21 protein-coding genes are annotated in these 25,746 nt (G+C 66.3%); 2 read left to right on the top strand and 19 right to left on the bottom strand.

All coding sequences use genetic code 11. From position 1 onward, the window contains the following. Positions 1 to 83: 83 nt before the first annotated feature. From Q8R75_RS16250 to Q8R75_RS16205, 10 genes are all read right to left on the bottom strand, one after another. Positions 84 to 2,168, bottom strand: a complete 2,085-nt coding sequence (locus tag Q8R75_RS16250) for a TonB-dependent receptor (protein WP_305626185.1) — start codon at positions 2,166 to 2,168, stop codon at positions 84 to 86. A 278-nt stretch (positions 2,169 to 2,446) separates the two neighbouring features. Beyond that, positions 2,447 to 2,584, bottom strand: a complete 138-nt coding sequence (locus Q8R75_RS16245; RefSeq protein ID WP_190295037.1) for a hypothetical protein — start codon at positions 2,582 to 2,584, stop codon at positions 2,447 to 2,449. A gap of 42 nt (positions 2,585 to 2,626) precedes the next feature. Then, complete coding sequence (nadC, locus tag Q8R75_RS16240; RefSeq protein WP_305612621.1) at positions 2,627 to 3,475, bottom strand: carboxylating nicotinate-nucleotide diphosphorylase; 849 nt, start codon at positions 3,473 to 3,475, stop codon at positions 2,627 to 2,629. An 81-nt stretch (positions 3,476 to 3,556) separates the two neighbouring features. Continuing rightward, on the bottom strand, positions 3,557 to 4,390 hold the full coding sequence (locus Q8R75_RS16235) for a DMT family transporter (protein ID WP_305612623.1): 834 nt from the start codon (positions 4,388 to 4,390) through the stop codon (positions 3,557 to 3,559). Positions 4,391 to 4,415: 25 nt separating this feature from the next. Continuing rightward, positions 4,416 to 5,960: an NAD(P)H-hydrate dehydratase gene (locus Q8R75_RS16230; protein ID WP_305612625.1), complete on the bottom strand. Its 1,545-nt coding sequence runs from the start codon at positions 5,958 to 5,960 to the stop codon at positions 4,416 to 4,418. Between the two features lie 54 nt (positions 5,961 to 6,014). Beyond that, positions 6,015 to 6,680 carry a ligase-associated DNA damage response endonuclease PdeM gene (gene pdeM, locus Q8R75_RS16225; protein ID WP_305612627.1) on the bottom strand — a complete coding sequence of 222 codons (666 nt, stop codon included), beginning with the start codon at positions 6,678 to 6,680 and terminating at the stop codon, positions 6,015 to 6,017. 4 nt (positions 6,681 to 6,684) lie between these two features. Next, positions 6,685 to 9,420 (bottom strand): ligase-associated DNA damage response DEXH box helicase, encoded by a 2,736-nt coding sequence (locus Q8R75_RS16220; RefSeq protein WP_305612628.1) that lies wholly within the window; start codon positions 9,418 to 9,420, stop codon positions 6,685 to 6,687. A 174-nt stretch (positions 9,421 to 9,594) separates the two neighbouring features. Then, a complete protein-coding gene (locus tag Q8R75_RS16215; RefSeq protein WP_305612630.1) occupies positions 9,595 to 10,212 on the bottom strand; it encodes a DNA-3-methyladenine glycosylase I in 618 nt (205 codons plus the stop codon). Continuing rightward, positions 10,209 to 12,902, bottom strand: coding sequence for a bifunctional acetate--CoA ligase family protein/GNAT family N-acetyltransferase (locus tag Q8R75_RS16210; protein WP_305612632.1), 2,694 nt, complete (start codon positions 12,900 to 12,902; stop codon positions 10,209 to 10,211). Before Q8R75_RS16210 ends, Q8R75_RS16215 begins: the two co-directional genes overlap by 4 nt. 255 nt (positions 12,903 to 13,157) lie before the next feature. Then, a complete protein-coding gene (locus tag Q8R75_RS16205) occupies positions 13,158 to 14,831 on the bottom strand; it encodes a PAS domain-containing sensor histidine kinase (protein ID WP_305626186.1) in 1,674 nt (557 codons plus the stop codon). 103 nt (positions 14,832 to 14,934) lie between these two features. On the opposite strand from Q8R75_RS16205, the gene Q8R75_RS16200 reads away from it, so the two are divergent. Continuing rightward, positions 14,935 to 15,486 carry a methyltransferase domain-containing protein gene (locus tag Q8R75_RS16200; protein ID WP_305613923.1) on the top strand — a complete coding sequence of 184 codons (552 nt, stop codon included), beginning with the start codon at positions 14,935 to 14,937 and terminating at the stop codon, positions 15,484 to 15,486. Here Q8R75_RS16200 and mnmH read toward each other — a convergent pair. Together mnmH and Q8R75_RS16190 are read right to left on the bottom strand one after the other, a co-directional pair. Continuing rightward, positions 15,438 to 16,520, bottom strand: coding sequence for a tRNA 2-selenouridine(34) synthase MnmH (gene mnmH, locus Q8R75_RS16195; RefSeq protein ID WP_305663794.1), 1,083 nt, complete (start codon positions 16,518 to 16,520; stop codon positions 15,438 to 15,440). The two genes, Q8R75_RS16200 and mnmH, sit on opposite strands and share 49 nt — an antisense overlap. Before the next feature lie 184 nt (positions 16,521 to 16,704). Next, the gene (locus Q8R75_RS16190; protein ID WP_305613925.1) at positions 16,705 to 17,346 is read right to left on the bottom strand and encodes an arylesterase; all 642 of its coding nucleotides are present in this window, start codon (positions 17,344 to 17,346) and stop codon (positions 16,705 to 16,707) included. Here Q8R75_RS16190 and Q8R75_RS16185 point away from each other — a divergent pair. Then, positions 17,345 to 18,034 (top strand): ATP-binding cassette domain-containing protein, encoded by a 690-nt coding sequence (locus Q8R75_RS16185; protein ID WP_305613926.1) that lies wholly within the window; start codon positions 17,345 to 17,347, stop codon positions 18,032 to 18,034. The genes Q8R75_RS16190 and Q8R75_RS16185 overlap by 2 nt on opposite strands. Before the next feature lie 59 nt (positions 18,035 to 18,093). On the opposite strand, the gene Q8R75_RS16180 is transcribed toward Q8R75_RS16185, so the two are convergent. From Q8R75_RS16180 to Q8R75_RS16150, 7 genes are read right to left on the bottom strand one after another with little or no spacing between them, the layout of a single operon-like run. Continuing rightward, on the bottom strand, positions 18,094 to 19,167 hold the full coding sequence (locus Q8R75_RS16180) for an FAD-dependent oxidoreductase (RefSeq protein ID WP_305626187.1): 1,074 nt from the start codon (positions 19,165 to 19,167) through the stop codon (positions 18,094 to 18,096). Continuing rightward, positions 19,164 to 19,919: a DUF3047 domain-containing protein gene (locus tag Q8R75_RS16175; RefSeq protein WP_305613928.1), complete on the bottom strand. Its 756-nt coding sequence runs from the start codon at positions 19,917 to 19,919 to the stop codon at positions 19,164 to 19,166. The genes Q8R75_RS16180 and Q8R75_RS16175 overlap by 4 nt, the downstream gene beginning before the upstream one ends. Beyond that, positions 19,913 to 20,545, bottom strand: a complete 633-nt coding sequence (locus Q8R75_RS16170) for a TIGR04282 family arsenosugar biosynthesis glycosyltransferase (protein WP_305613929.1) — start codon at positions 20,543 to 20,545, stop codon at positions 19,913 to 19,915. Before Q8R75_RS16170 ends, Q8R75_RS16175 begins: the two co-directional genes overlap by 7 nt. Beyond that, positions 20,538 to 21,224: a TIGR04283 family arsenosugar biosynthesis glycosyltransferase gene (locus tag Q8R75_RS16165; RefSeq protein ID WP_305613930.1), complete on the bottom strand. Its 687-nt coding sequence runs from the start codon at positions 21,222 to 21,224 to the stop codon at positions 20,538 to 20,540. The genes Q8R75_RS16170 and Q8R75_RS16165 overlap by 8 nt, the downstream gene beginning before the upstream one ends. Beyond that, positions 21,221 to 23,386 carry a bifunctional TVP38/TMEM64 family protein/FAD-dependent oxidoreductase gene (locus tag Q8R75_RS16160; RefSeq protein WP_305663793.1) on the bottom strand — a complete coding sequence of 722 codons (2,166 nt, stop codon included), beginning with the start codon at positions 23,384 to 23,386 and terminating at the stop codon, positions 21,221 to 21,223. The genes Q8R75_RS16165 and Q8R75_RS16160 overlap by 4 nt, the downstream gene beginning before the upstream one ends. Then, on the bottom strand, positions 23,383 to 24,345 hold the full coding sequence (locus Q8R75_RS16155; protein WP_305626188.1) for a hypothetical protein: 963 nt from the start codon (positions 24,343 to 24,345) through the stop codon (positions 23,383 to 23,385). The genes Q8R75_RS16160 and Q8R75_RS16155 overlap by 4 nt, the downstream gene beginning before the upstream one ends. Next, positions 24,342 to 25,736 (bottom strand): sodium:solute symporter, encoded by a 1,395-nt coding sequence (locus Q8R75_RS16150; protein WP_305613907.1) that lies wholly within the window; start codon positions 25,734 to 25,736, stop codon positions 24,342 to 24,344. The genes Q8R75_RS16155 and Q8R75_RS16150 overlap by 4 nt, the downstream gene beginning before the upstream one ends. Positions 25,737 to 25,746 lie beyond the last annotated feature (10 nt).

Below are 25,746 nucleotides of genomic sequence, written 5' to 3'. Positions count from 1 at the left end.
GGCAAGGGCGGCACGAGTGAGGGCGGGTCCGGTAAAGATGGAACGACGCCCCAGGTTGCATCCAGCCCGGTGCGTCGGTGATCTCAGAAGGTGTAGCGAATGCCTGCGAACACCAGCCTGGGCATGCCAACCTGGATGCCGCGGGTACGGTCGACGATGTAAGTCTTGTCACCGAGGTTTTTCGCCGTCAGGAAAACGCTGAAGGCCCGATCGAAGCGGTAGTTGAGGCTGGCATTCCAGATCGTGTAGGACGAGATTTCGCCACGCTGACCGTCAGCCGTCGGATCGATCACGTTCGCAAAATCCGAAAACTGCCTGCCGACGTACTGCGCTTCGAGCTCTCCGCGGAACGATCCCTTCTCGTAGCCGGCCGCTGCAGTGAGGGTGTTCCTTGACGTGTAGGGCTGGCGCAGACCGGACTGGCTGCCTGCGATGACAGCCTGCGTTGCGACGTTTCTGAAAGGCGTGCTTTGCTCGGCGACCGGCAGCCAGGTATAGGCGACGCGTGTGAATGCACCGCTTGCCAACGCGGCCTGACCGGAGAATTCGACACCTTCGAACAACGCCTTTCCCTGGGACAGCGGCGTGTTGCCGCCAGCGATCGAACCCACCGCAATCAGATTGTCGAAATCAGACCTGAAATAGGCAGCCTGCAACGAAATCTTGTCGGTCGGGCGCACGCGTGCGCCCAGTTCGAAGTTGGTCGACTCTTCCGGATCTACCTCGGTCACTGTCCCCGTGCCACCAATCAGATCTTCCACGCGCGGAGGGGCAAAGCCCTTGTGTGCGCCGGCGAACACCGTAAGTGCATCGGAGGGATTCCACGTGATGCCGATGCCCGGTGTCGTTTTGCTGACCCGCGTATCACCCGTGTCGCCGGTCAGACGGTTCCTGCGTTCAGCATCGATGTCCTCATGGCGAATGATGGGCGTGATGCTGAATTTGCCGATATCGAAGCGGTTCGACACATAGGCGCTGAACGCTTTGGTTTCGCGAAGATTGTTTTCCGCCACGGCGCCGGTGCGTCCGGTCGGTGACGTTGCATTGATCTGGACCCTGCGCTGTTCTTCGTAATGCATGCGGACGCCGGCCTGGAATTCACCGAACTGATGCTCTACCGTCAGCCTGGGCTCGATGCCCCAGGTGTCGTATTCGCGCAGACGTCCCTGGATGGAGTTGCAGTTGTCGGGATCGACTGCGATACCCGCGAGGCGACTATCGCGAAATCCCGTCCCACACTGCGTATCGGTGCTGTTGCTCGACTGTCTCCACCAGTCGCGATCGAAATGCGAGTAGTACAGATTGGTGGTCAGCACGGCTTTCTCAGTGACGGCGATGGCATGCGTGGCGGAGAATCCATGCCGCCTGATGTCGAACCTGTCGTTCTTGAACGGGTTGTAACGCGCGCCGAAGCGATCGAATTCCGCCTGGGTCAGACCCGAGTAGGTCACCGTCGAGTTCTCTGTGTAATAGTTGCCGCGCAGCGTCAAAACCTGATCGCGGGTCAGATTCATCACGTACTTGACGTTCAGATCGTCAAGTTCATGTTCCATGTTGTCGCGCGAGCCATTGCCCTGCTTACGCGTGTAGTCGAGCAACAACCCGTGACCGCCGATATTGAACTTCGCATTGGCGTAATCCCGATTGCCGAGTGCGCCCTGCACGTACCCGCCGACCTCCTGCGGTGGTGCGGGGGTGATGTAGTTCACCGTGCCGCCGACCGTCTGCGGCCCGAACAGCAGCGATCCCGGTCCTTTCAGCACTTCGATGCGCTCGTAGCGATCGACCATCGGATGGTAGTAGCTCGCGTTGTCGCCATACGGTGCATAAGCCAGCGGCACACCGTCCTCGAGCAGGGTCACCTTGGTTGAACGGGTCGGGTTGAGGCCACGGATGCCGATGTTCGGACGCAGTCCGAACCCTTCCTCGTCCCTCACGTTCACCCCGGTGACGCGCCGCAGTGCTTCGTTGACCGTGAAGACACGGCTACCTTCAAGTTCCTTGCTGTCGATGATCTGCCCGGTCCCGGCAAGGTCCGGCAGCCGATTGGCAGTTCCGATCACATCAACGCGAGGCATGAGCATCGTCGGGCTGTCGTTCGCGAAGGCGCAGGACGACAGGGCGGCAGCAAGGGCGGCTGCGAGCGGAATCGGGCGGGGCAGATGCATCACGGGTTTGGCTCCATTAGGCAAGTAACGCTGGTCACTGAACGAATTGCATCAGGTGCGTAATGTAAACGTGATGTAAATGGTTCTCAAGTAGATTTAAGGACGTATTTTCATTTACCTAATGAGTCGAACCGTTTTCTGCCCCAGCAGAAAATGGCGGGTTCCAGGCACGCGACGGGTGGAAACTGCCGGCCGGATGGCGGGCAGTCAGGATTCGCTGGTGAGCGTGTGTTCGCGCGGGGGAGGGCTTTTGCGCCGCACCCGCATGGCGCGCAGGCTTAAAGGTAGAGCACCGCGGGGAACACGGTCACCGCCAGCACGAACACCAGCCATTCGATGTTGTTGCGGGCCAGAAAACCGGTGAAGTGCAGGATGAGTACGGTGATTGCAACGATGTAATACAGGATGAACCACATCAGCCCGGGTCTCCGCAGGTGACTGTCGCGTGGGTCGGACGCTCAGCGCTCGACATGACGAAGGGAAAGATCAATCGCACGAACATTCTTGGTCAGCACGCCGATCGAAATGCGGTCAACACCGGTTTCGGCAATGGCACGCACCCGGTCCAGATCCACACCACCGGATGCTTCAAGTTCGGCCCGGTCGTCATTGATCGCCACCGCCTCGCGCATCTGTTCGATGCTCATGTTGTCCAGCAGCACCATGGTGGCGCCTGCGTCCAGCGCCTCGCGCAGTTGTGCCAGTGTTTCCACCTCGATCTGGATGAAGGCATTCGATGGCGCAATGCCGCGCGCCCGCGCCAGCACCGGGCGGATGCCGCCAGCCGCCATGATGTGGTTTTCCTTGATCAGGATGCCGTCGTACAGCCCCATGCGATGGTTCAGCCCGCCACCGATGCGCACTGCGTACTTCTGCGCCAGTCGCAGGCCCGGCAAGGTCTTGCGGGTATCGACGATGCGCGCCGAGGTGCCGCCGATCGCGTCGACGAAGCGGCGCGTCATCGTGGCGGTGGCCGACAGCAGTTGCACGAAATTCAGCGCGGCGCGTTCGGCGGTGAGCAAGGCACGGGTTTCGGACAGGATTTCGCAAAGCTTCTGGTCCGGTGCAACCCACTCGCCCTCCGGTACATGCCAGGCGACCGTCGCTTTCGGATCGAGCGCACGCAAACAGGCTTCGAACCAGTCGCGGCCGCACAGCACAGCTTCTTCACGCGCCGTCACCAGCCCCTGCGCAGCACGCCCGGGTGGAATCAGGCGCGCCGTCAGGTCGCCGGTGCCGACATCCTCGGCGAGCGCCTGCGATACATTGCGCTGGATTTCGATGGACAGCTGTTCATTTTCCCGCATGGCAGTGACCGGTGGATCGAAGCGGCGGATTCTAGCATCGCGCCCGTACGCGCCATGCGGCGGCAGTCACACCGGACGTGCTCAGCGCCGGTGCGCCAGCCAGGCACTCAGCAATCCGCTGGCCACGATGATGGCCGCACCGCCGATGGCACTGGCGCCCGGCAGGTCGCCGAACACCAGCCAGCCCATCAGCGTCGCCCAGACCAGTTGTACATAGATGAGCGGGCTCAGCGTCGACGCCGGCGCGAACGCCATCGCCCGGATCAGCAGGAAGTGGCCGGCCATGCCGGATACACCGAGCGACAGCACGAGCAGCGTGTCCTGCCAGCCCGGAACATCGCTGTGTGCCGCGGCCGGCAGCGCCACCGACGAGATGGCTGCGCCGATCAGCGCGGTGTAGAAAAGCGTGGTCAGCGGTCGCTCGGTCGGCGCCAGCGTGCGCGTCGCCAGCTGGTACAGCGCGTACAGCAACGAACCGGCCAGCAGCATCAGCACCGGCACCAGCGGCAGGTCGCCGTCAGGGCGCGCAATCAGCAGCACGCCTGAAAAGCCGAACAGCGCGAGCAGCCAGTGCGCCCCGGTCACCCGCTCGCCCAGCACCGGACCGGCCAGCAGGGTGACGATGAGCGGCGTGATGAAGAACAGCGACGTGCCTTCGGCCATCGGAATCGTGCGCAGGCCCCCCATGATCAGGAAAGACACGCCGGCCAGCAGCGCCGCGCGCACGATCTGCAGCCGCCAGCGCGCGGTGACCACGAGGTTGCGCCCCATGCGCGGGTACAGCACAGCGCCCAGTACGATGGCGGGCACCAGATAGCGCGCCCATACCAGTACGCCGACCGGATAGCGTTGCGACAGGTATTTGCCTGTCGTGTCCAGCACGGCGAAACAGAACAGCGCCGCCAGCATCAGCATCACGCCGATCAGCGGCTGTGAGCGGTCAGAGCGGGATATGGCTGACTTCCTGCACATCGGTGCCGGCAATCAGCGCATTGAACGCGGCGCGCGCCGATTCGATCACCTCGCCGGCGGTCAGGCCGTTCGGCCCCTTGCCGAGCGCGACCAGCCGGTCGCCGGCCAGGCCGTGCAGATGCACGCCGCCGATCAGCGCCAGATCGGCCGGCCAGCCCTGCGCCAGCAGACCCGCGATCAGCCCGGTCAGCACATCGCCCATGCCGGCCGACGCCATGCCCGGATTGCCGGTGGTGTTGATGAACCATCGTCCGTCGGCCAGTGCAATCACGCTGCCGCAGCCTTTGAGGACCGTGGCGGCGTGGTAGCGGCGCGCGACGGCGCAGGCCGCGGCGATGCGGTCTTCCTGCACCTGCGGCGTCGTGCTGCCAAGCAGGCGCGCCGCCTCGGTCGGATGCGGCGTGAGTAATGTCGGCGCACTGCGGTCATGCACCGCCTGCGCCAGATCCGGGTGTTGCGACAACAGATTCAGCGCGTCGGCGTCGAGCACCAGTGTGCCGGTGGTCGCAATCGCCTCGCGCATCAGTTCGAACGCCGCCGGGCTCTGACCCAGACCGGGACCGATGGCAACACAGGTCGCCAGGTCGCCGGTCAGGATTTCACCCGGCGAGCGGATCATCAGTTCGGGCTGTTCGGGATCGAGCGGCAATGCAGCGTGATCAAGCATGCCGACATAGACCCGGCCGGCGCCGACCTTCAACGCGGCGCGCCCTGCCAGCAGCGCGGCACCCGCCATGCCGCGCGCACCACCGATCAGCACTGCATTGCCGTTGCTGCCCTTGTGGCTGTTGCGCGCCCGTGGCCGCAGCAGGTGGTCGAACAGCGCGCGGCCGACCTGCCAGCCGGACGGCCGCTCGACCAACGCACAGTCGAGTCCGAGATCGTGCAGCGACAGCTCGCCGCAGTGGTCCGGCCCGTCCAGCGTCAGCAGACCGGGTTTGAACGCAATCATCGTCGCCGTGTGCGAAGCACGGATGGCACGACCGAGCACGCGGCCGGTATCGGCGTTCAATCCGCTCGGCACGTCGATGGCCAGCACCGGGCACGTCATGTCGTTGACGGCATCGATCCACGCCGCGTGTTCGCCTTCGACCGGCCGCGTCAGCCCGATGCCGTACAGCGCATCGACCACCAGCGAGTATTCGCCCTGCGGCAGACGCGGCAGGGTGACACCGCCGATGGCACGCCAGGACGCCCAGGCCGACACGGCGTCGGTGGCCTGCGCATGTTCGTCGCCGATATAGGCCACGACAACATCGAAGCCGGTCTGGCGCAGCTGGCGGGCGATCACGAAGCCGTCGCCGCCGTTGTTGCCCGGCCCGCACATCACGAGCACGCGGCCGTGCCGGCCGCCCATGATTTCCATCGCCTTGGCCGCCCCCGTCGCGCCGGCGCGCTCCATCAGGCGCGGCGAGCTGCGCGGTGCATAGTGCCGCTCGATGCGCCGCAGGGCCTCTGCGCTGTAGAGCGCAGGCAGCGCGGCGGTGTTCAGGGCGTTCGGGCTGATTCGCATTCGGGATCCGGGAAACGTGTGTCGACGCGCGACCGATCGTACAAGCGTTGCATTTTAGGCCCTGCCGCGCCGGCGTGCCGAGGCATGCGGCACTTCCAGCACGCGGTCGGCAGCGACGACGAAGCAGCGCATGCCGGCGTCGGGCGCCAGCGTCATGTGTCCGGTGAAGCTGCCGAAGGCCGGCAGCAGACCGACGTCCGGGCCGAACGCGAAGCAGGGCAGGCGCAGCCTGTCACCACCCGCCTCGACACGCAGCGCCGGATGCACGTGGCCGGCCAGCACATAGTGGCCCGTTCGCGTGTCCGGGTGATGGCACAGCGCGAAAGGCGCCAACACCCACGGTTCGTCGACCACGGTCAGCCCCAGTTCGGCCGGCACTCCGGCGTGAGCATCATGGTTGCCGCGCACCAGCACCCACTCCACCGCGGGCGCGTGCAGCCCGGCCAGCGTCGCCATCAACGCCGGCTGGCGTGCTTCGCGGGCGTGCAGCAGGTCGCCGAGAAACACCACGCGGGAGGCGCCGGTGCGATCGAGCAGCGCGGCCAGCCGGTCCAACGTGTCGTCGCTGGTGCCCGAGGGCACGGCCACGCCGCGCGCCCGGAAGGTGACGCCTTTGCCGAAGTGCGCGTCGGCGATCAGCAGCGTGGATTGCGCGGGCCACCACAGCGCTCGTTCGGCGAGCAGCGTCATCGATTCGCCGGCAATGTCGAGCTGCAGCATGGCGTCAGGTTCCGGCCGCTTTTTCCAGCAGCGCCACCATGCGCGCCACACGGTCCGACAGTTGTTCGCTCGACAGCCGCTCGCGCAACCGCGCCACCAGCAGCGGAAAGGCGAACGGCGTCATCGACGGTGGGCGCGTGATGCAATGCCGGGCGGCGCGCATCGCGGCCAGCGTGTCGGCGATGCGTTCGGCATCCAGTTCGTCGTGCAGGGCTTCCTGCTTCGCCTGCTGCAACAGCAAGTTGTCCGGGTCGTGGCGCGAAAACACGTCGAACAGCAACTCGCTGCTGACCTGAAGCTGGCGCGCGCTCTTGCCCTGTCCGGGATAGCCCTGGAAGGTCAGGCCGGCCACCCGGGCAACTTCGCGAAAGCGGCGGCGTGCGAGCTGGGCCGCATTCAGGCAGTGTTCGATGTCGGTCGCGAGTGCGTCGCCGGACAGCAGGCCGGCCGCGATTTCCTGCGCCCAGTTGATCGGCGTCGCAGACAACAGTTCGAAGCCATAGTCGTTGAACGACAGCGAAAAGGTGATCGGACGGCTGCGCGAAATGCGCCCGGCGAGCAGTGCGGCCAGCCCGGCATGCACCGGCCGGCCGGAAAACGGATAGAAAAAGGCGTGATGTCCTTCGCGCGACTGCACGACTTCGATCAGTAGTTCGTCTGCGCGCGGCAGCGCCGACCAGGCGCGCTGCAGGTCGAGCAGCGGACGCAGCGCCTGCATTTCCGGCTCCGGATACTCACCCCGGGCGGCGAGCGCGATCAGGGCGCGGATTTCCTGCGCCAGTTCGCTGGACAGTGGCATGCGTCCGCCGGCCCAGCGCGGCACAGTGCCGCGCGCTGCATTGCCGGCGCGCACCAGCGCCTGCATGTCGCGTACCGCGACCAGTTCGAGCACGCGCCCGGCAAACAGGAAACAGTCGCCCGGCTTCAGGCGGCCGATGAAGGATTCCTCGACCTGGCCAAGTCGGCCGCCAGCCAGCGCCGCCACACCGGAGGCGCCGATGGTCTGCCCAGCGTTGTTTCCACCGCTTTTTCCTCCGCTCTTTCCACCTCTCGCCCAGCGCACGTCGACCGCGGAATCCGCGGTGATGGTGCCGATCTGCATGCGGTGGCGACGGGCAATGTCGGCGCGCGGCACACGGTGGCGGCCGTCGCCATCGCGTTCGACCTTGCAGTAATCCGGATAGGCGGCAAGCGAGGCGCCACCGCGGGTGACGAAATCCATCGCCCAGTCCCAGGTGCGATCATCCAGTGCGCGGTAGGCATGGGTGGTTCGGATTTCCGCCTTCAGCGCGTCGGCATCGAAACCACCGGCCAGTGCCAGCGTCACCAGGTGCTGCACCAGCACATCGACCGGCGCCTCCGGGCTGTGTCGCGGTTCGATGCGACCGGCCGCGACTGCGCGGCGCGCGGCGGCCGAATCGATCAGTTCCAGGCCATGGCCGGGCACGCAGGTGGCGTGCGGTGTGCGGCCGGGTGCGTGGCCCGAGCGGCCGGCGCGCTGCATCAGTCGCGCCACACCCTTCGGCGAGCCCAGCTGCAGCACGCGCTCCACCGGCAGGAAGTCCACGCCCAGATCGAGGCTGGAGGTGCACACCACGGCGCGCAGCGTGCCGTTCTTCAGCCCGGCTTCGACCCACTCGCGCACGTCGCGCGACAGCGAGCCGTGATGCAGCGCGATCAGTCCCGCCCAGTCCGGGCGCGCCGCCAGCAGCGCCTGGTACCACAGCTCGGCCTGCGACCGCGTGTTGGTGAACAGCAAGGTCGACGGACTGGCGTCCAGTTCGGTCAGCACGGCGTCGAGCAGCTTCACGCCCAGATGGCCGGCCCATGGAAAGCGTTCGGTGTGCGCCGGAATCAGACTGTCGAGCTTCACCGGCCGCACCATTTCGCCGGCCACCCGTTCGCCACCCGGGCCGCACAACACCTGCATCGCATGGTCCGGATTGCCCAGCGTGGCGGACAAACCCCACACCGGCAGCGCCGGATTCCACTGCCGCAGCCGCGCCAGCGCCAGTTGCGTCTGCACGCCGCGCTTGTTGGCGATCAGTTCATGCCACTCATCGACCACCACGGCGCACAGCGCGCCCAGCTGTTCGCGCGCGGTGTCGTGCGAAAGCAGCAGCGTGAGGCTCTCCGGTGTGGTGACCAGCGCCTGCGGCAGTGCGCGCGCCTGACGGGCGCGCTCGGCCGCGCCGGTGTCGCCGGTGCGCAGACCGACGTCCCAGTCCAGACCGAGCGCGCGCGCCGATTCGCCCAGCGTCAGCGCGGTGTCGGCGGCCAACGCACGCATCGGGGTGATCCACAGCACGCGCAGACCAGGTGCCGGCCGGGCTGCGGCCCGCAGCAGCGCCCCCAGCCAGACGGCCAGGGTCTTGCCCGAGCCGGTGCCGGCGTGCAGCAGGCCGCTGCGGCCCTGCTGCAGATGTGCCCACACCGTGCGCTGGAAATCGAACACGCACCAGCCGCGTGCCGCGTACAGGCCGTCGATGCGCGCCTGCAGCGCGCCGACGTCAGGCAGCACACCGCCGGCGCGGCGGGCGCGCCGGGTCGGTCGTGCCGGTACAGGTTCTGCCTGCTCGCGCTGCTTCTTTGCCCGCGCAGCGCGCAGCTGCCGGCCGAGCGAAGACGACGCGACGATGCGCCGGATGTCGGCGCGGGTGTGCATGTCGGACGCATCGGTGGGCGGAGTTTCAGGCGGAATGTTGGGCAAATCGCCGGGTGAATCGTCGGAGCCGGACATCAGCAGTGCGTGCGCATTGAGGACGGCGCTCAGACTATCGCGCGCCGCGACGGTTCGCCTATGCGCCAGAACACTCGCTCCCGCTCCCGCAGAGGCGGGAGCGGGAGCGGGAGCGGGAGCGGGGCATGGCAGGAGCGGTCTGCGTGCGGGTCGTGGTTCATACCCTCTCCCGCCTCAGCGGGGGAGGGTGGCGCGCAGCGCCGGGTGAGGGGGCAGCGGACGCACCAGTTCGCGATGACGGAAGCAGTCGACCATGTGGTCGTTCACGACGCCAACCGACTGCATCCAGGCATACACGATGGTGCTGCCGACGAAGCGGAAGCCGCGCTGGGCGAGCCGCTTCGACAGCTGGTCCGACAGGTCGGACGTGGTCGGGCAGTCGGCCGGACGGCGCCAGTGGTTAATCAGCGGTTGACCGTCCACTTGGTCCCAAAGCAAGCCGGCGAGCGATTCGTCGCGCTCGTGCAGCGCAAGCAGCGCGCGCGCGTTGCCGATCGTGGCGTCGATCTTCAGCCGGTTGCGCACGATGCCGGCGTCGGCCATCAGGCGCGCACGGTCTTCATCGCCGTACCGCGCAATGCGCGCGGCGTCGAAGCCGTCGAAGGCGCGCCGGTAGCCTTCGCGCTTGCGCAGTATCGTGATCCAGGCCAGACCGGCCTGCGCTCCTTCGAGAATGAGCCGTTCGAACAGCGCGGCCTCGTTGCGCACCGGCACGCCCCATTCAGTGTCGTGATAGCCGACATACAACGGGTCCTGCCCGCACCAGCTGCAGCGGGCGGGCAGGGCGATCACGACGGACGCAGATCCAGTTCGCCGTTGAACAGCGAACTGTCTTCCGGATCGCGGTTGATGTGGAAGCCCAGGCTCTGCACAAAACGCAACATGCGTTCGTTGTTGGCGAGAAACACGCCTTCCATCACCTTGAGCCCTCGTTCGCGTGCGGCTTCGATCAGCAGGTTCATCATCGTGCGGGCGAGACCCTGACGCTGCCAGGCATCGGCGATGACGATGGCGAATTCGCACGATTCGCCGTCCGGATTGACCACATAGCGACACACGCCGATCTGCTCTTCGTTGTCGCCATCACCGGTTATGGCCACCAGCGCCATTTCGCGGTCGTAGTCGATTTGCGTCAGTCGTGCCAGCAGCGGGCCCGGCAACTCCTTGATCGTGCTCATGAACCTGAGGTAGCGCGTTTCCGGCGACAGGGCGCGCACGAAGTCGGCTTCGCGGTCTGAATCTTCCGGCCGGATCGGTCGGATGATGGTGCGCGCGCCATTGGGCAGATTCACCACATGTTCCAGCCGCGCCGGATAGGGGTGGATCGCCATGTGCGAGTAGGGGGTTGCGGTCGGCAATACATCGGCCAGGATGATGCGCGCATCCACCGCCACGCAGCCGCTTTCATCGACCAGCAGCGGGTTGATGTCCATTTCGCGTATCCACGGCAGCTCACACACCATTTCGGACACGCGGATCAGCACCCGTTCAAGCGCGTCCATGTCGATCGCCGGCATACCGCGGAATTCGCCCAGCATGGCCGACACGCGGGTGCGCTGAATGGCATCGCGCGCCAGTTCGACATTGATCGGTGGAAGCGTCACCGCGCGATCGCGCAGCACCTCGATGCGCGTGCCGCCGTGGCCGAAACTGATGACCGGCCCGAACACATCGTCATGCACCACGCCGACGAACAGCTCACGCGCGTTGGGTTTGGTCACCATGGGTTCGATCGACACGCCGGTCAGCCGGGCATCGGGTTTGCGCCGGCCGACTTCGGCCATCAGTTCCTGCCAGCAGTCGCGCACTGCGCGCAGGTTATCGACGTGCAAACGCACGCCGCCGACGTCGCTCTTGTGCGTGATGTCGGGCGAATCGATCTTCATCGCAACCGGCAGACCCATTTCTTCTGCGTACACCATGGCTTCGGTCGCGCTGCGCGCCACCACGGTCTGCGCGATCGGAATGCGGAAAGCGGCAAGCAGCGCCTTCGATTCCATTTCGGTCAGCACAGTGCGCCTTTCGGACAACGCGGTCTCGATCACCAGCCGGGCCGATTCGACCGACGGCGGGTCGAGGTCCTGCGCCAGCGATGCGGGCGCGTGGCGCAGCAACTGCTGGTTCTGGTAATAGGAAGATATATGGTGGAACAGTTCGACCGCCGGCTCGGGCGAGCGGAACGTCGGCAGGTGCGCCGCCTCGAACAGTGCGCGCGCGGCACGCACCTGTTCGCCCCCCATCCAGCAGGTCATCAGTGGCTTGTGCGCGGTGGCAGCGATGGCGATGACCGTTTCGGCCACGGCGGTTGGCTGTGTCATCGCCTGCGGTGTCAGCAGCGTCAGTACGCCATCGACACCCGGATCCGCCAGCACAGCCTTCAGTGCTGCGCCGTAGCGCGCGGCATCGGCATCGCCGATCAGGTCGATCGGGTTCGCGTGTGACCAGGTCGGCGGCAGTGCGCCATTGAGCGCCGCCATCGTTTCCGGCGACAGCGCAGCCAGTTCGATGCCCAGATCAGCCGCCCGGTCGGCCGCCATGACGCCCGGCCCGCCACCGTTGGTCACCACGGCGAGGCGTTTGCCGGATGGCTTGAAGCCAGTGAACAGTGCATTCGCAGCCGAGAACATCTGGCCCATGTTCGCCAGGCGCACCACGCCGGCACGGCACAATGCCGCATCGAACACATCGTCCGACCCGACCATGGCACCGGTGTGTGACGCCACCGCCCTGGTGCCCGCCGGATGACGCCCGACCTTGATCGCCAGCACCGGCTTGACCCGTGCAGCGGCGCGTACCGCACTCATGAAGCGGCGCGCGTCTCGGATACCTTCGATGTACATGAAGATGCTTTCGGTACGCGGGTCGGCAATCATGTAGTCGAGGATTTCGCCGAAATCGACATCGATCGATGCGCCCAGCGATACCACGGTCGAAAAACCGATTCCGTTCGTCTGCGCCCAGTCGAGCAGGGCGGTGCAGATGGCGCCGGACTGAGAAATGAGGCCGATGCTGCCGGGGCTGCCTGCAGCGCGCGCAAAAGTGGCATTCAGGCCGATCGACGGTCGCATCAGGCCGAGGCAGTTGGGGCCGATGATGCGCACGCCGCCGCGCTTGGCCGCGATGCGGGTGCGCCGCTCGAGTTCGGCGCCTGCCGGGCCGCTTTCAGCGAAGCCGGCGCTGATGACGACCGCCGACTTGATGCCGGCCCGGCCGCATTCATCGATCAATCCCGGCACCGTGGCTGCCGGCGTGCAGATCACCGCCAGATCGGGCCGCTTGCGCAGATCATCGAGGCGCGCGACACAAGGCACTCCCTGGACGGAATCGTGTTTGGGATTGATGGCGTGCAACGCGCCGTTGAAGCGCGCGTCGAGCATGTTGCGGATCAGGACCGCGCCGATCGAATCGTGCCGCTCGCTGGCGCCGACGATGGCGACCGACTGCGGTTCGAACATGGACTTCAGATAGTGCTCGTACTGCATGGGGACTCCCTTGGCGCTGCGATGTCGTCAGCGGTGGTGGCGGTGATTGCCAGCCTTGCTGCTGCCGTACGCGGTGATGCCTGGCACCTTGATCTCAGTATATTGCATCGCAGCACAAGTTCCGCTTGTGGAAAACCACAATCTTTGTCAATCAAATATAAACATCATTTAATTAGGCACTTGATCTGACTTTATAAAGTTGAATCTAGAAAAAAATAAATGTGCAATCGCAATATAAACTCACTAACATCCCGCTCAGCCTGCCGGATCTGGCAAGGTGAAATAGAAGCTCGCCCCTTTGCCGGGGGCGCCTTCGGCCCAGATGCGACCGCCATGGCGGTGCACGATACGCTGCACGGTTGCCAGTCCGATACCGGTACCACTGTTATCGGCTTGATCGTGCAGCCGGTTGAACGGGCGGAACAACTGCGATACGTGCGCCATGTCGAAGCCGGCGCCGTTGTCACGCACGTGGAACACGACTTCGCGATTGCGCAGCCGGGCGTCGAATTCGATCTCGGCCGGCGCGCAGTCGGCGGTGAAAGCCCACGCATTGCGCAACAGGTGCTCGAGCATGACGCGCGCGAGCATCGGGTCGACACGCGCCATCAGGTGCAGGCCGATCGACACGCGCGCTTCGCGTTCGGGCGCCTCCGCGTGCAACTCGCGCGCGATGGTGCGTGCGATAGCCGACAGGTCGACCACCACGCGGCTGATCGGCGCACGCGTCAGGCGCCCCAGTTCGATCAGGTCGTCGATCAGCGTGGACAGCTTCTGAGACGCCGCCCGGATGCGTCCGAGGTGGCTGTGCGCCATCTTGTCGAGCTGGTCGCCGTAATCCTCGATGATGATCTGCGAAAAGCCGTCGATCGCTCGCAGCGGGTTGCGCAGGTCATGCGACACCGAGTAGGAAAAGGCTTCCAGTTCGCGATTCGACGCTTCGAGTTCTGCGGTACGCCGCTTCACCCGCCGTTCCAGTTCGGCATTCATGTCGTACAGCGTCGATTCGGCCTGTTTGCGCTGAGTGATGTCCTCGATGCTGCCGGACAGGCTTTCCAGGCCGCCGCTGCCGTCGAAGCGCGCACTGATCGCGATTTCGAGCCAGCGCGCCGGCTGACCGGCGGTATGGGTGCGCACCTCGACCTGCATCGAGTCGCGGCGACCGTCGAGCAGGGGTTCAAGTCTGGCGAGCAGATAGCGCGCTTCGTCTTTCGACAGCCAGCGCAGCACACGCTGACCGATGGCCTGCGACACCGGCTGGCCGGTCAGGTCTTCCCAGGCCCGATTCAGATAGGTGAAACGGCCACGGGCATCGATGCGGAAAATGACTTCGCGCAGGTGATTCACCATTTCGCGATGCCGCGTTTCCAGCTCGCGCAGGGCACGCGTCGACTGCACGAAGGCACTTTCGTCGCGCCCGGTGCCGCGGTAGCCGCAGAACTCGCCTTTCGCGTCGGTCACCGGTCGGCCATGCAGGTCGATGTGCCGTACGTTGCCATCGGGCAGTCGCAGGACCAGGTGCAGATGCATGGGCTGACGCGACTGAATCAAGCGATGGCACTCTTCCCAGTCGCCGTGCACCGGCGACAGCGCATCAATCTTCCAGAACTGAAGGCCATTCACCGCGACGATGTCGAGCGCATTGCCCAGCACCGGACGCGTTTGCGACACCCGAAGTCTCAATCCGGAATCGGTTTCCCAGTGCCAGTCGGCCGCCAGATCGGCGAAGTCCTGCTGGCGAAGGTTTTCGCTGTCCTGGGCGGCCAGGCGTCCGGCGGCAACGGTGAGCTGTCGCGATGCTGCCGCGCCGATGCCGCTGGCGATCAGGAACACGGCAAAGCCGATCGGCACCGACACGCTGGCCGCGACCGCGCCTGCCAGAATGGCCAGTGGCAGCGCCCGCCACAGGAAGAAACCGCTGGCGGTCATGGGGGAGGCCGGCATATCCGCAGTGCGAAACATTGTTTTCCTTGAAGTGCCTCGGATGATAATGCCGCCCCGACCACCGACAACCTTGAATAAAGGCCTTCCGATGCCCTCTCATCCCCACTTTTCCAGTCAGACGCCATCGGAATGGGTCACCCGTTTCGCGGCGCTCTGTGCACCCGGCGCGGAAATCCTCGATTTCGCCAGCGGCGCCGGCCGGCATGCCCGCTGGCTGGCAGGTCAGGGCTTGCGCGTGCTGGCAGCCGATCGTGATGCGGCCGCGCTCGCCGAGTTGGCTGAGGTGCAAGGCGTGCGCACGCTGTGCGCCGATCTCGAACAGGACCCGTGGCCCTGGGTCGCTGCCAGCTTCGATGCGGTGGTGGTGACGCGCTACCTTTTCCGGCCGAGGCTCGCGGAGCTGGCCGCGCTGCTGAGACCGGGCGGCGTGCTGATCTACGAAACCTTCATGCTGGGCAACGAGCGTTTCGGCAAGCCGTCGAACCCCGATTTCCTGCTCCGTCCGGACGAACTGTTCGACTGGGCACGCAGCTGGGGGCGCGTTCTGGCGTTCGAACAGGGCGAACTCGCCATGCCGGCACCGGCCATGATTCAGCGCATCTGCGCGGTGCGCGCCGACACGTCGTCGAAAGTGCCCTGACCGGTGTGCCGGATGATCTGTGCCGCCAGCGCGTCGATGCCCGCTGCGTCGAGCCGGTCGGCCGAGAAGGTGGGCGCATCCGGGTGGCGTGCAAAGTTGTACTGCTGCGATCGCCGATAGAGCGGGTCGTAGTGTTGTTCCAGCAGCGCCGCGACCAGGGTGCGCCAGTCTCCGGCGCGCGCCAGCGCCGACCAGGCGCCTATCGTGTCGTGTCCGCGCAGATCGGTCAGCCGTTCGAGCTCGGCAATCAGCGACTCGGCATCGCTCGTGAGGTAGTCGTAGTCGCGCAGCAGGAAGTCCGTACGGGCGGCAACCGAAGCATCGATGCGCAGGCAGCGCGCTGCCCGCATGCGCTCGATCAGCTCGTTCGGCAGCGAAACCAGTCCGATGCGCCGGCTTTCCGCTTCGGTGTACACCGGGCGCGTCGGATCGAAGGTCGCCAGTGCCGCATGCAGCTGAGACTCGAACCAGCGCTGCGGCGGTTGTGGCTGGCCGGGCTGTCGGCCCAGCACCGAACCCTTGTGCGCGGCCAGCGCCTCCAGATCAAGCACCTGTTCGCCACGTGCGGCCAGCCTTTCGAGCACCCGGCTCTTGGCGCTGCCGGTCGGTCCGCTCAGCACGCGGAAATCAAGCTGGGCTGGCGCAGCGGCAAGCCGGTCGAGCACATCGCGTCGGTAGCGCTTGTAGCCGCCTTCGAGCTGGTGCGCGTCCCAGCCGATCTGGCGGAGCACGGTGACGAAGGCGCCGCTGCGCTTGCCGCCCCGCCAGCAATAAATGAGCGGACGCCAGTCCGGCCCCTTGTCGTGAAAGGTTTCCAGCAGGTGTCGGCCGATGTTCAGGGCGACCAGCGCCGCGCCGCGCCGCTTGGCGACGAAGGGCGACACTTGTTTGTACAGCGTGCCGATTTCTGCACGCTGCGCGTCGTCGAGCGCCGGACAGTTGATCGCACCCGGCACATGGTCGAGCGCGAATTCGGCCGGCGAACGGGTATCGATGAGGGCGTCGAAGTCGTGCAACTGATGGATCGTCGCCATTCCCGCCGGTCGCCGGGGAAGCTGAGCGTCGCTCATCGCTGGGCAATCCTGTGCATGACAACCTTGTCTTGAAGTACTGCGGCCAGCGATGGTAGCGCGCCGGGCGAAGGACGATCGACTTGCCGATGCGCTACGCCACAGATGTAGGCAGAGGTCCCCCGCGTATTGCCCATCCGCACTCCGGTCACCGCTGACGCGCGGCCGACGCGCTGTCTGACGCCTTGCCAAGCAGCGGCTTGAGCGGCGTCCAGATATTGTCGACGATGCGCGACTGCACACTGGCAACTGGATGCACGCCATCCGGCAGGAAGCTTCGCGGATCGGCGGCGAAGCCATCAAGCAGGAAAGGCAGCAAAGCAGAGCGGGTGGCCGTCGCGACCTCGCTGAAGGTATCGGCGAACTTTTGCGTGTAGTCGGGGCCGTAGTTCGGCGGCAGCTGCATGCCGGCGATCAGCACCTTGGCACCCGCCGCCTGCGCCTTGCGGGTCATGGATTCGATATTTTCGCGCATGCTTCTGACGGGCAGGCCGCGCAGTCCGTCATTGGCGCCGAGCGCGAGAATGACGATGGCGGGCTTGTGCGCCGCGAGTGCCGCGTCGATGCGCGACAATCCGTTGGCCGTGGTGTCCCCGCTGGTGCTCGCGTTGACGACCGAATGGGCGTAACCCGCCTGCGCCAGTTTCTGCCCGAGCAGTACCGGCCAGGCTTCATGCTGGCGCAGACCGTAACCGGCTGACAGACTGTCGCCGACAACAAGCAGCGTCTGCGCCTGCAACGGCAGCGCAGCGGAAAACATGCATAACAGCGAGAACAACACTTTTTTCATGCCTACAGACACTCCGGAAATACGCCCGACCGTCCTTGAAGTCATCGGGCTGGGCAAGCAGGTGAGCAGCGGAAACGCGCCGCTGCAGATTCTTCAGGATATCGCCTTCACGGTTCATGCCGGCGAAGCTTTGGCCATCGTCGGCGCCAGCGGTTCAGGAAAATCGACCTTGCTCGGTCTGCTGGCCGGCCTCGACCTGCCGTCGGCCGGCTCGGTGAGCATCGCCGGGCAGGACATTTTTGCGCTCGACGAAGACGCCCGGGCGCAGCTGCGCGGGGAAAAGGTCGGCTTCGTGTTCCAGTCATTCCAGTTGCTGCCAGCGCTGACCGCGCTTGAAAACGTCATGCTGCCGCTCGAACTGGCCGGCGTCGATCGGGTGCGCGAGCGCTCGGTGGCCCTGCTGGAACGGGTCGGTCTGGGTGGGCGGATGACGCACTACCCGCGACAGCTTTCCGGCGGCGAGCAGCAGCGGGTCGCGCTGGCGCGAGCGTTCGCGCCCGAGCCCGGATTGTTGCTGGCCGATGAACCGACCGGCAATCTCGACGCCGCGACGGGCGCGTCGGTCATCGACCTGATGTTCGACATGAATGCCGAACAAGGCACCACGCTGATCCTGGTGACACACGACGAAGCGCTGGCGTCGCGCTGCACACGCCGCATCCGCCTGGCCGCCGGTCGAATGATCTGAGATTCAGGATTCAAGCCGATTGGGCCTTGAATCCTGCATCTTGAATCTTTCATCTGCCGTCAAAGAGCGAAACGGCGCATGAAGGCCCGGTCGATGCGGTCCTTCCAGCGCCACACCCAGTCTCCCTGCAGCGACCAGCCCCCGCGTGACGCGATGGCGTGGCGGCGGCCGCAGGCGAGCAGCAGAAGCGCTTGCGTCTGCGGTGCCCAGGGCTGCAGCGTGTAGCCCCGCGCGGCGCGCAGCAGATTGGCAGCCAGCGGCGGACCGGCGCGCACGGCGAACACGCCGGACTTCGGGCGCGGCGAATCGATCATCGTCGCCACGTCACCGGCAGCGAACACTTCGGGGTGTGACGGCGACTGCAGCGTCGGACCGGTGGCGATGAAGCCACGCTCGTCGAGTGCGAGACCGCTGCCGCGCAGCCAGGCTGGCGGGGCGGCTCCAGTGGCCCACACCGTGAACTGGCTCGGAAGGCTGCGCCCATCTTCGAGCGTGAGCGTATCGGCGTCGAGTCCGGACACGCCCGCATCGGTCACCACGTCGACCTGCTGGCGCGCCAGTTCAGCCATCGCACGCCGCTGCAGGCCCGCGGGCAGCCCGTCGAGAATGGACGGCGCACGGTCGATCAACGTGCAGCGCATCCGCGGTTGCCGGTGATGCAGCGCCATGATGATTTCGACGCCCGCTGCACCCGCACCAATTACTGCGGCAGACCGTGCGGCGCGCGCGGTGTGCCAGCTTTCGAGCAACTGCCCGATCGGCTTCACCGGATGACCACAGGTGTCGGCACCCGGAAGATCGGGGATGCGCGGGGTCGAGCCAGTGTCGATCGACAGCAGGTCATAGTCGATCACCTCGCCGCTGGCCAGCCGGATCTGCCGCTGCGCAGCATCCAGCGACACCGCGGAATCCAGCCTGAGCGCGCAGCCCGCCTGCGCAGCCAGCGGCGCGAGATCAATGCAGGCCTGCCGGTAGTCGTAATGACCGGCGATGACGCCCGGCATCATGCCGGAGTAAGGTGTCAGTACATCGGGCGTGATCAGGCTGACCATTGCATCGGGCTGTTCGCGCGCAAATGCTTCCAGTACGAACAGGTGGGCGTGACCGCCACCGAGCAGAACGAGGCGTTTCATGGCGTTGGCTGCAGCGCTGGCTGAGCGGTGACTGACAGATCGCCGAAATAGCCCAGCGTACGTCCGCCGGTGTTGTCGCTGTCGCTGGCGACCACGACGCCGGTCACGGCCGGCGGGTCTTCGCCGAAAGCTTCGCGGTAGTCCTCGACCAGATTGCGGCTCGCCTCGCGCCAGCTTCCGGTCGGCGAGCCGGCACCGTCGACGGCGATCATGCGCACCCGGTCGGTGTAGGCGCTCCATGCGCGTGAGCCCGGCGCCGCACGCGTGTCCCACACGTAGCACAGCACGGCGGTCGGAATCTGCTCGCCGTAGAAAGTACGCGCCAGCCGGATTTTCGTGCGCGTGCCGAACGACAGCTTGGCCGGATCGAGATCGAACAGCACATAGATGCGCAGCGCGTAGTCGTCGCCATCGCGCGTCGCGAAGCGACCGCCAGCCGGCAGCACGTCGGCGCGCCAGCGCCAGTTCAGCCAGGGCGTGGCGAGCGGATCGAAACGGCGGGTGTGGATCAGCGCCGAAGCCGCATTCGACGCCTCGACACGGAGCACGGTCAGGCCGTCGAGCTCGGCCAGCCGGAAATCGGCAGGCTCCGCCTTGCCGCCCAGCGTATAGGCCGTCCATCCGCCGACGTTCGGTCCGGCTGACTGGGTCGAAAAGGCGGGCAGCGACACCGGATCTGCCGCGATCGCCGACATTTCGCAGGTCAGCGCCAGCGCGATCGCCAGCAGCAGCGCGCGCAGGCGGGTCAGCACAGCTCGGGCACCAGCAGACCTTCGGCCACGGCACGTCGATAGTCGTCCGGGCGGTCGAGGTCGTATCCGGTCGCAAGCGTCTGCGCATGCAGGCCGAGCCGATCGATCACCGCGAGAGTCTGCGACCACACCCCGGCGCTGCCCCATGCGATGCCTTCGAACACGGCAGCTTGCCGAACACGCAGTCCCACCAGCAGATAGCCGCCGTCCTCGGCCGGAGCGAACACGGCATCGCGGCTGCGCAGCGCAACATCTGCTGCGCGCAGGTCGGCGGGCTGCAATGACACGGCATCGGCGCCGATCAGCACCGCGCGGGCATGGCGGCGGAGGACGTCGTCGAAGGCTTGCGCCATGCGCGCCCCGATGTCGCCGCCCGACTGGGCATGCAGCGACACGCCGTAGCGGTCACGACAGCGTTCGAAGAAATCATGGCTGCAGTCCGGTGCGCACCACAGTTCGACCGGGCCGATGGCTGCGTCGACGGCCACCCGCAGCGCACGTTGGGTCAGCTGCGCACTGATCCGCGCCGCGCCATCGGCGCCCAGCAACGGTATCAGGCGCGTCTTGGTGCGGCCGGCCTCGGGCGCACGCGCGAACACCAGTACCGTTGTTTCGAGCTCACTCATGATGCGGTCGGTAGTCGCGCACCAGATCGCGCGGATCGGCGCCGAAGAAGTAGCGCAGACGCAGGCGCCACATCAACATGATGGTGCGCAGCACGCCCCGGCGCTCCCAGCGGCGGCCCGACGTGGTGACGCGCGCGCTCAGGCAGGCCGGTCGGGACCGCGAACGCGCGCGGGTTGAAAAGTCGATGTCTTCCATCAGGGCGATCGGCGCGTAGCCATCCAGTGAATCGAACAGCCCGCGCGAGCAGAAGATCGCCTGATCGCCGGTGGCGATGCCGGTCAGGCGGGAACGCAGGTTCATCATGGTGGCGATGACCGCGAGCAGCGGGTGGCGACCATCAATGCGCACGTCGAAACGCCCCCACTGCGCGCCGTCCGCTATCAATCGATCGATCAGTTCGACCGCGTCGGGAGGCAGCTGAGTGTCGGCGTGCAGGAATAGCAGAACGTCGCCGGACGCCACCTGCGCACCAATGTTCATCTGCAACGCACGACCCCGCAAGGAGCGGACCACGCGTGCCCCGTGAGCCTGCGCGATCGCCACCGTCTCGTCGCGGCTGCCGCCGTCGGCGACGATGATCTCGACGTCGCAGGCGTCAGCCGACGGCAGTCGCGACAGCGCATCGCCTATGGTCGCGGCTTCGTTCAGCACCGGCAGCACGATGGACAGCCGCCTCATCCGCGCATCCACGCGTGGTAGCGCGCGACCCATGCCAGTAGCGTCTGTGGCGCGTGCGCCTTCTTCCACACACCAGCGGCGAACTTGTTTGCTTCGTTCATCGTCGGGTAGATGTGGATGGTGCCCAGGAGTTTGTTGAGCCCCAGACCGTGCTTCATCGCCAGCACGTATTCGGCGATCAGTTCGCCCGCGTGCTCGCCGACGATGGTCACGCCGAGGATGCGGTCGCGCCCGGGCACGGTGAGCACCTTGACGAAGCCGTGCGCCACCTCGTCGGTGATCGCGCGATCCAGGTCATCGAGTTCGTAGATCGTCACTTCATGCGGAATGTTGCGCGCCTTTGCGTCGGTTTCGTTCAGACCGACGCGCGCCACCTCGGGTTCAGTGAAGGTGGCCCACGGAATGACCGAATAATCGACCGCAAAGCGTCTGAAGCGGCCGAACAGCGCATTGACCGCGGCGTACCAGGCCTGATGCGCGGCGGTGTGCGTGAACTGGAACGGTCCGGTCACGTCGCCGCACGCGAAAATATTGGGGTACAGCGTTTCAAGGTAGTCATTGGTGTCGACGGTCTTGTTGGTGCGCAGCGCGATGCCCAGTTCTTCCAGGCCGTAGCCGCTGACATTGGGCGTGCGGCCGACGGCGCACAGCAGGGTGTCGAATTCGATGCGCACCTCGCCCTCTTGTCCTTCACCCTCCGGCCCTTCGGCGTACAGCACCTTCGCCTCTCCTTCCCGCGCAAACCGAACCGCCTTGTGGCCGGTCAGCACTCGCACGCCTTCTTCGGCGAAACGCGCTTCGACCAGTGCCGACACATCCGGATCTTCGCGTCCCATGAGACGCGGCGCCATTTCGACCTGGGTCACCTCAGAGCCGAAGCGCGCGAAAGCCTGCGACAGTTCGCAGCCGATCGGGCCGCCACCGAGCACCAGCAGCCGGCCGGGCAGGGTGCGCAGCGACCACAGCGTGTCCGACGTGAGCAGATCCATCGCGTCGATGCCGGGTATCGGCGGCACAAAGGGGCGGGCGCCGGCAGCGATGACGATGTTGCGTGCGGACAGCGTGCGCGTGCTGCCGTCGCGCTGCGTCACTTCGACGGTCCATGGCGAGGTGATGCGTGCGCGCGCGTCGAAGCAATCGACGCCGAGCGCGGCGTAGCGTTCGACCGAATCATGCGGTTCGATGGCGCGCACCACGCGAGCCACGCGTTCCATCACGTCGGCGAAGTCGAACTGCGCACTCGCCTCGCGCACGCCGAGCGACTTCGAGTGCGCGATCTGCGACAGCAGCCGCGCCGAGCGGAGCAGCGCCTTCGACGGCACGCAGCCGGTGTTGAGGCAGTCACCGCCCATGCTGTGCTGCTCGACCAGCGCCACCTTCGCCTTCACTGCGGCGCCGATGTAGGCGGTGACCAGACCGGCGCTGCCGCCGCCGATCACGGCCAGGTTGTAGTCGAAGCGTGACGGTTTCGGCCAGCGGCGGAACACCGCGCGGCTGCGCACCGCATCGATCACCCTGCGGGCGATCAGCGGAAACACGCCCAGAAGAACGAAGGCGCCGATCAGCCCGGGCGACAGGATGCCGGAAAGCGATTCGATGCGGCCGATCTGGGTGCCCGCATTCACGAACACGATGGTGCCGGCCAGCATGCCGAGCTGACTCACCCAGTAAAAGGTGCGTGCCGGCAGCGCGGTCAGTGCCATCGCCAGATTGACCGCGAAGAACGGGAAGGCCGGCACCAGCCGCAGCGTGAACAGATAGAACGCACCGTCCTTCTCGACGCCGCGATTGATCGACTGCAACGCCGTGCCGAAGCGCGCCTGCACCCAGTCGCGCAACAGGAAGCGCGCGATCAGGAAGGCGAGCAGAGCGCCCAGGCTGGATGCGAAGGACACGATGACCAGCGCCTTGACGAAGCCGAACAGCGCACCGCCGGCCAGCGTCATGATCGCCGCACCGGGCAGCGACAGCGCCGTCACGACAACATAGATCGCGAAAAACAGCGCGGCGGAGGCCCAGGGTGCGGCTTCGACCTCGTCGGTCAGCATGCGCTGCTGCGCCTTGAACCAGGCCAGATCGAAAAAGCGGCCGAGGTCGAAAACGAAGAAGGCGGCAACCAGTGCGACGACCGCCCCGAGCAGGACAAGCTTGCGCGCGTTCATGGCGCCGCCTCTTCAAGTGTCCAGTCCGGGCCGTGGTCGATGCGGTCGAGATAGTTCAGCGCGGCCGCCGAGCCCTCCGGCCACTGCGCGGCGAATTCGGCCTGCCAGGCGGCCAGATCGTAGTCGAGCGCCAGCGCATCGACATGCAGGGCGCCGATGCGTGTGCCGTACAGCACCGGATGCGGCGACGGCGTCAGTGCGATCCGGCTGATGACGCCGCACAGACGGTCGTGGAAATTGGGCATGCCGGCGGCACCGTTGTTGATCACCGCATGGCCGTCGAAACGCTTCAGCGCAGGCAGACAGGTGTGACTGCTGGCGAACACGTCGCACTGCGCCCGGCGGAACTGTTCCAGGTGACGGGCGCGCTGCGCAGCTTCGTTGAGCGTGCGGGCATCGAACGCCCAGCCGGCCAGCGAGTCGGCGTCGCCATGCACCACGCCGACGCGGGCATCGCCGATGCGCACGCCGCGCCAGAAGTCGAGCGCCGCCAGTTCGCCGCGCCAGTGCGGATCGTGGCCGGCGGTACGCGACAACTGCGCATGAATGAGGTTGGAGCGGTCGACCAGCGCCTGCGGCACGTCGTCCGGATAGCTGCAGCCGCAGCCGGCATCGCCCGAGCCATCGGCCAGTTCGGCTTCGACGTTGCCGGCGCTTGCGTCATGGGCCAGCACACGCCGCTGCACGTCGCCGAAGCGGGCCGGGTCGATGTCGAACCAGTGAAAGTCGCCGTTGAACATCAGGCGCGCGTCGCCGCGCTCAATGGCGAACAGCCGCTCGAGCGCGGCGAGCGCCGGCCGGTTGCCGTACAGGCCGCCGACGACATAAAGCGTGTCCGTCGCCAGATCGGCGCGGGTATCGGCCAGCGCGGCCGCGCCATAGCGGTAGTGCAGCGGGCAGCTGCGGCCGGGGTCGGCGAGGTTGTCGTCGGTCGTACCGTCAACGAGGTGAGGGTTCATCGCATCCGTCCCGCGATCAGCGGCGGCAACAGGTAGCCGGCGGTGCATAGCAGCAGTCCGTAAAGATTCACGCCGAGCAGTCTGGCGTATTTGCCGGTGCCGATGGCCCAGCTGTCGGGGATCAGTCCCATCGCCAGCAGCACGCCCAGCGCGAGCCCGGTCCAGAACGCCAGGTGGAAGGACCACTTCGCAGCGCGCGTGCCCGGCTGCGTGAAGCCGGCCAGCAGGAAGATCGGCGCCAGACCGATCACCATCGTGCCGCTGATGGTCGTCGCTTTCAGGATGTCGGTGCCGGCGATCATCGGCAGATTGCCGATGATCGCGAACAGCGCCATGGCCCCCATGCCGAGGGCAACCGCGCGTTGCGGCTCCGGTCGTCCGGCCAGTTGCGGCAGTTCCTGCGCCACGTGCCGGGCCAGCGACGAAAAGGTCGAATCGAGCGTCGAACCGGCCGCGGCCACCATGACGATGGTCATCGCGAACAGTGCCGCCGGGCCCATGCTGCGGGCGAGTGCGGCCGGCACGTTGTCGCCGCCGGCCAGTCCTTCCAGCCGGGCATGCACCCCGACAAGGGAAAACAGCAGGATGCACACGAAGCCGAGCGCACCCGCCCAGACGAAGGCGCGCAGCATGCGCCTTTCTTCGGTGATGAAGCCGCGGTCGGTCAGCACCGGATCGTGGAAGGGGTAGGACAGCACCTGCAGCGCGGCGACCAGCAGCAGGTCGACGCCGGCGTCGAGCCGGAACTCGCCGGTGCTCACGAGCGCCACCGGTCCGTGCGTCGGCAACACCAGCAGCAGCACGACAGCGAAGAACAGCACGAACAGGCCGGTCTGCAGCACGTCGGTGTAGATCGATGAGCGCAGGCCGCCCTTCAGGCTGTAGAACAGGGTGGCGGCGGTGAACAGCAGCGCAGCACCGATGAATTCGCTCGACCCTGCCGGGCCGTAATAGCCGCCGACGACCGCCGTATTGCTCCACACCTCGTTGAACAGACGCACCAGGATGGCGATCGAAAAGGCCAGCGCCGCGAGCCTGCCGTGCCGCCCGGTCAGGAAAGACATCAGGCTGGTGGCGCCATAGCGTCGGCGCAGTCGCAGGATGGCCCAGCCAGCCAGCGGAATCGACAGCCAGTAAGTCGCATAGGCCAGTCCGCCGACGATGCCGTAGGTCGCGCCGAGATTGGCCGCATTGGTGATGGACTTCGCGAAAATCCACGATATGAAGATGCTGGCGCCGAGCGCCCAGGTGCCGGCCGGGCGACCGGCTTCGTCGTGGCCGTCGAAGAAGCCGGCCCGCCCGACAGCGCGCGGCGACAGCGCATACATGCCGACACCGTACAGCACCAGAAAGCCCCAGAAGGCGAAACCGAACACCACCGGATCGTTCATGACCGGCCCT

This window comes from Methyloversatilis sp., from assembly GCF_030696805.1.
Lineage (GTDB): Bacteria > Pseudomonadota > Gammaproteobacteria > Burkholderiales > Rhodocyclaceae > Methyloversatilis.
Note: the sequence above shows the minus strand (reverse complement) of the source record. Positions and strands in the feature narration are given on the sequence as shown.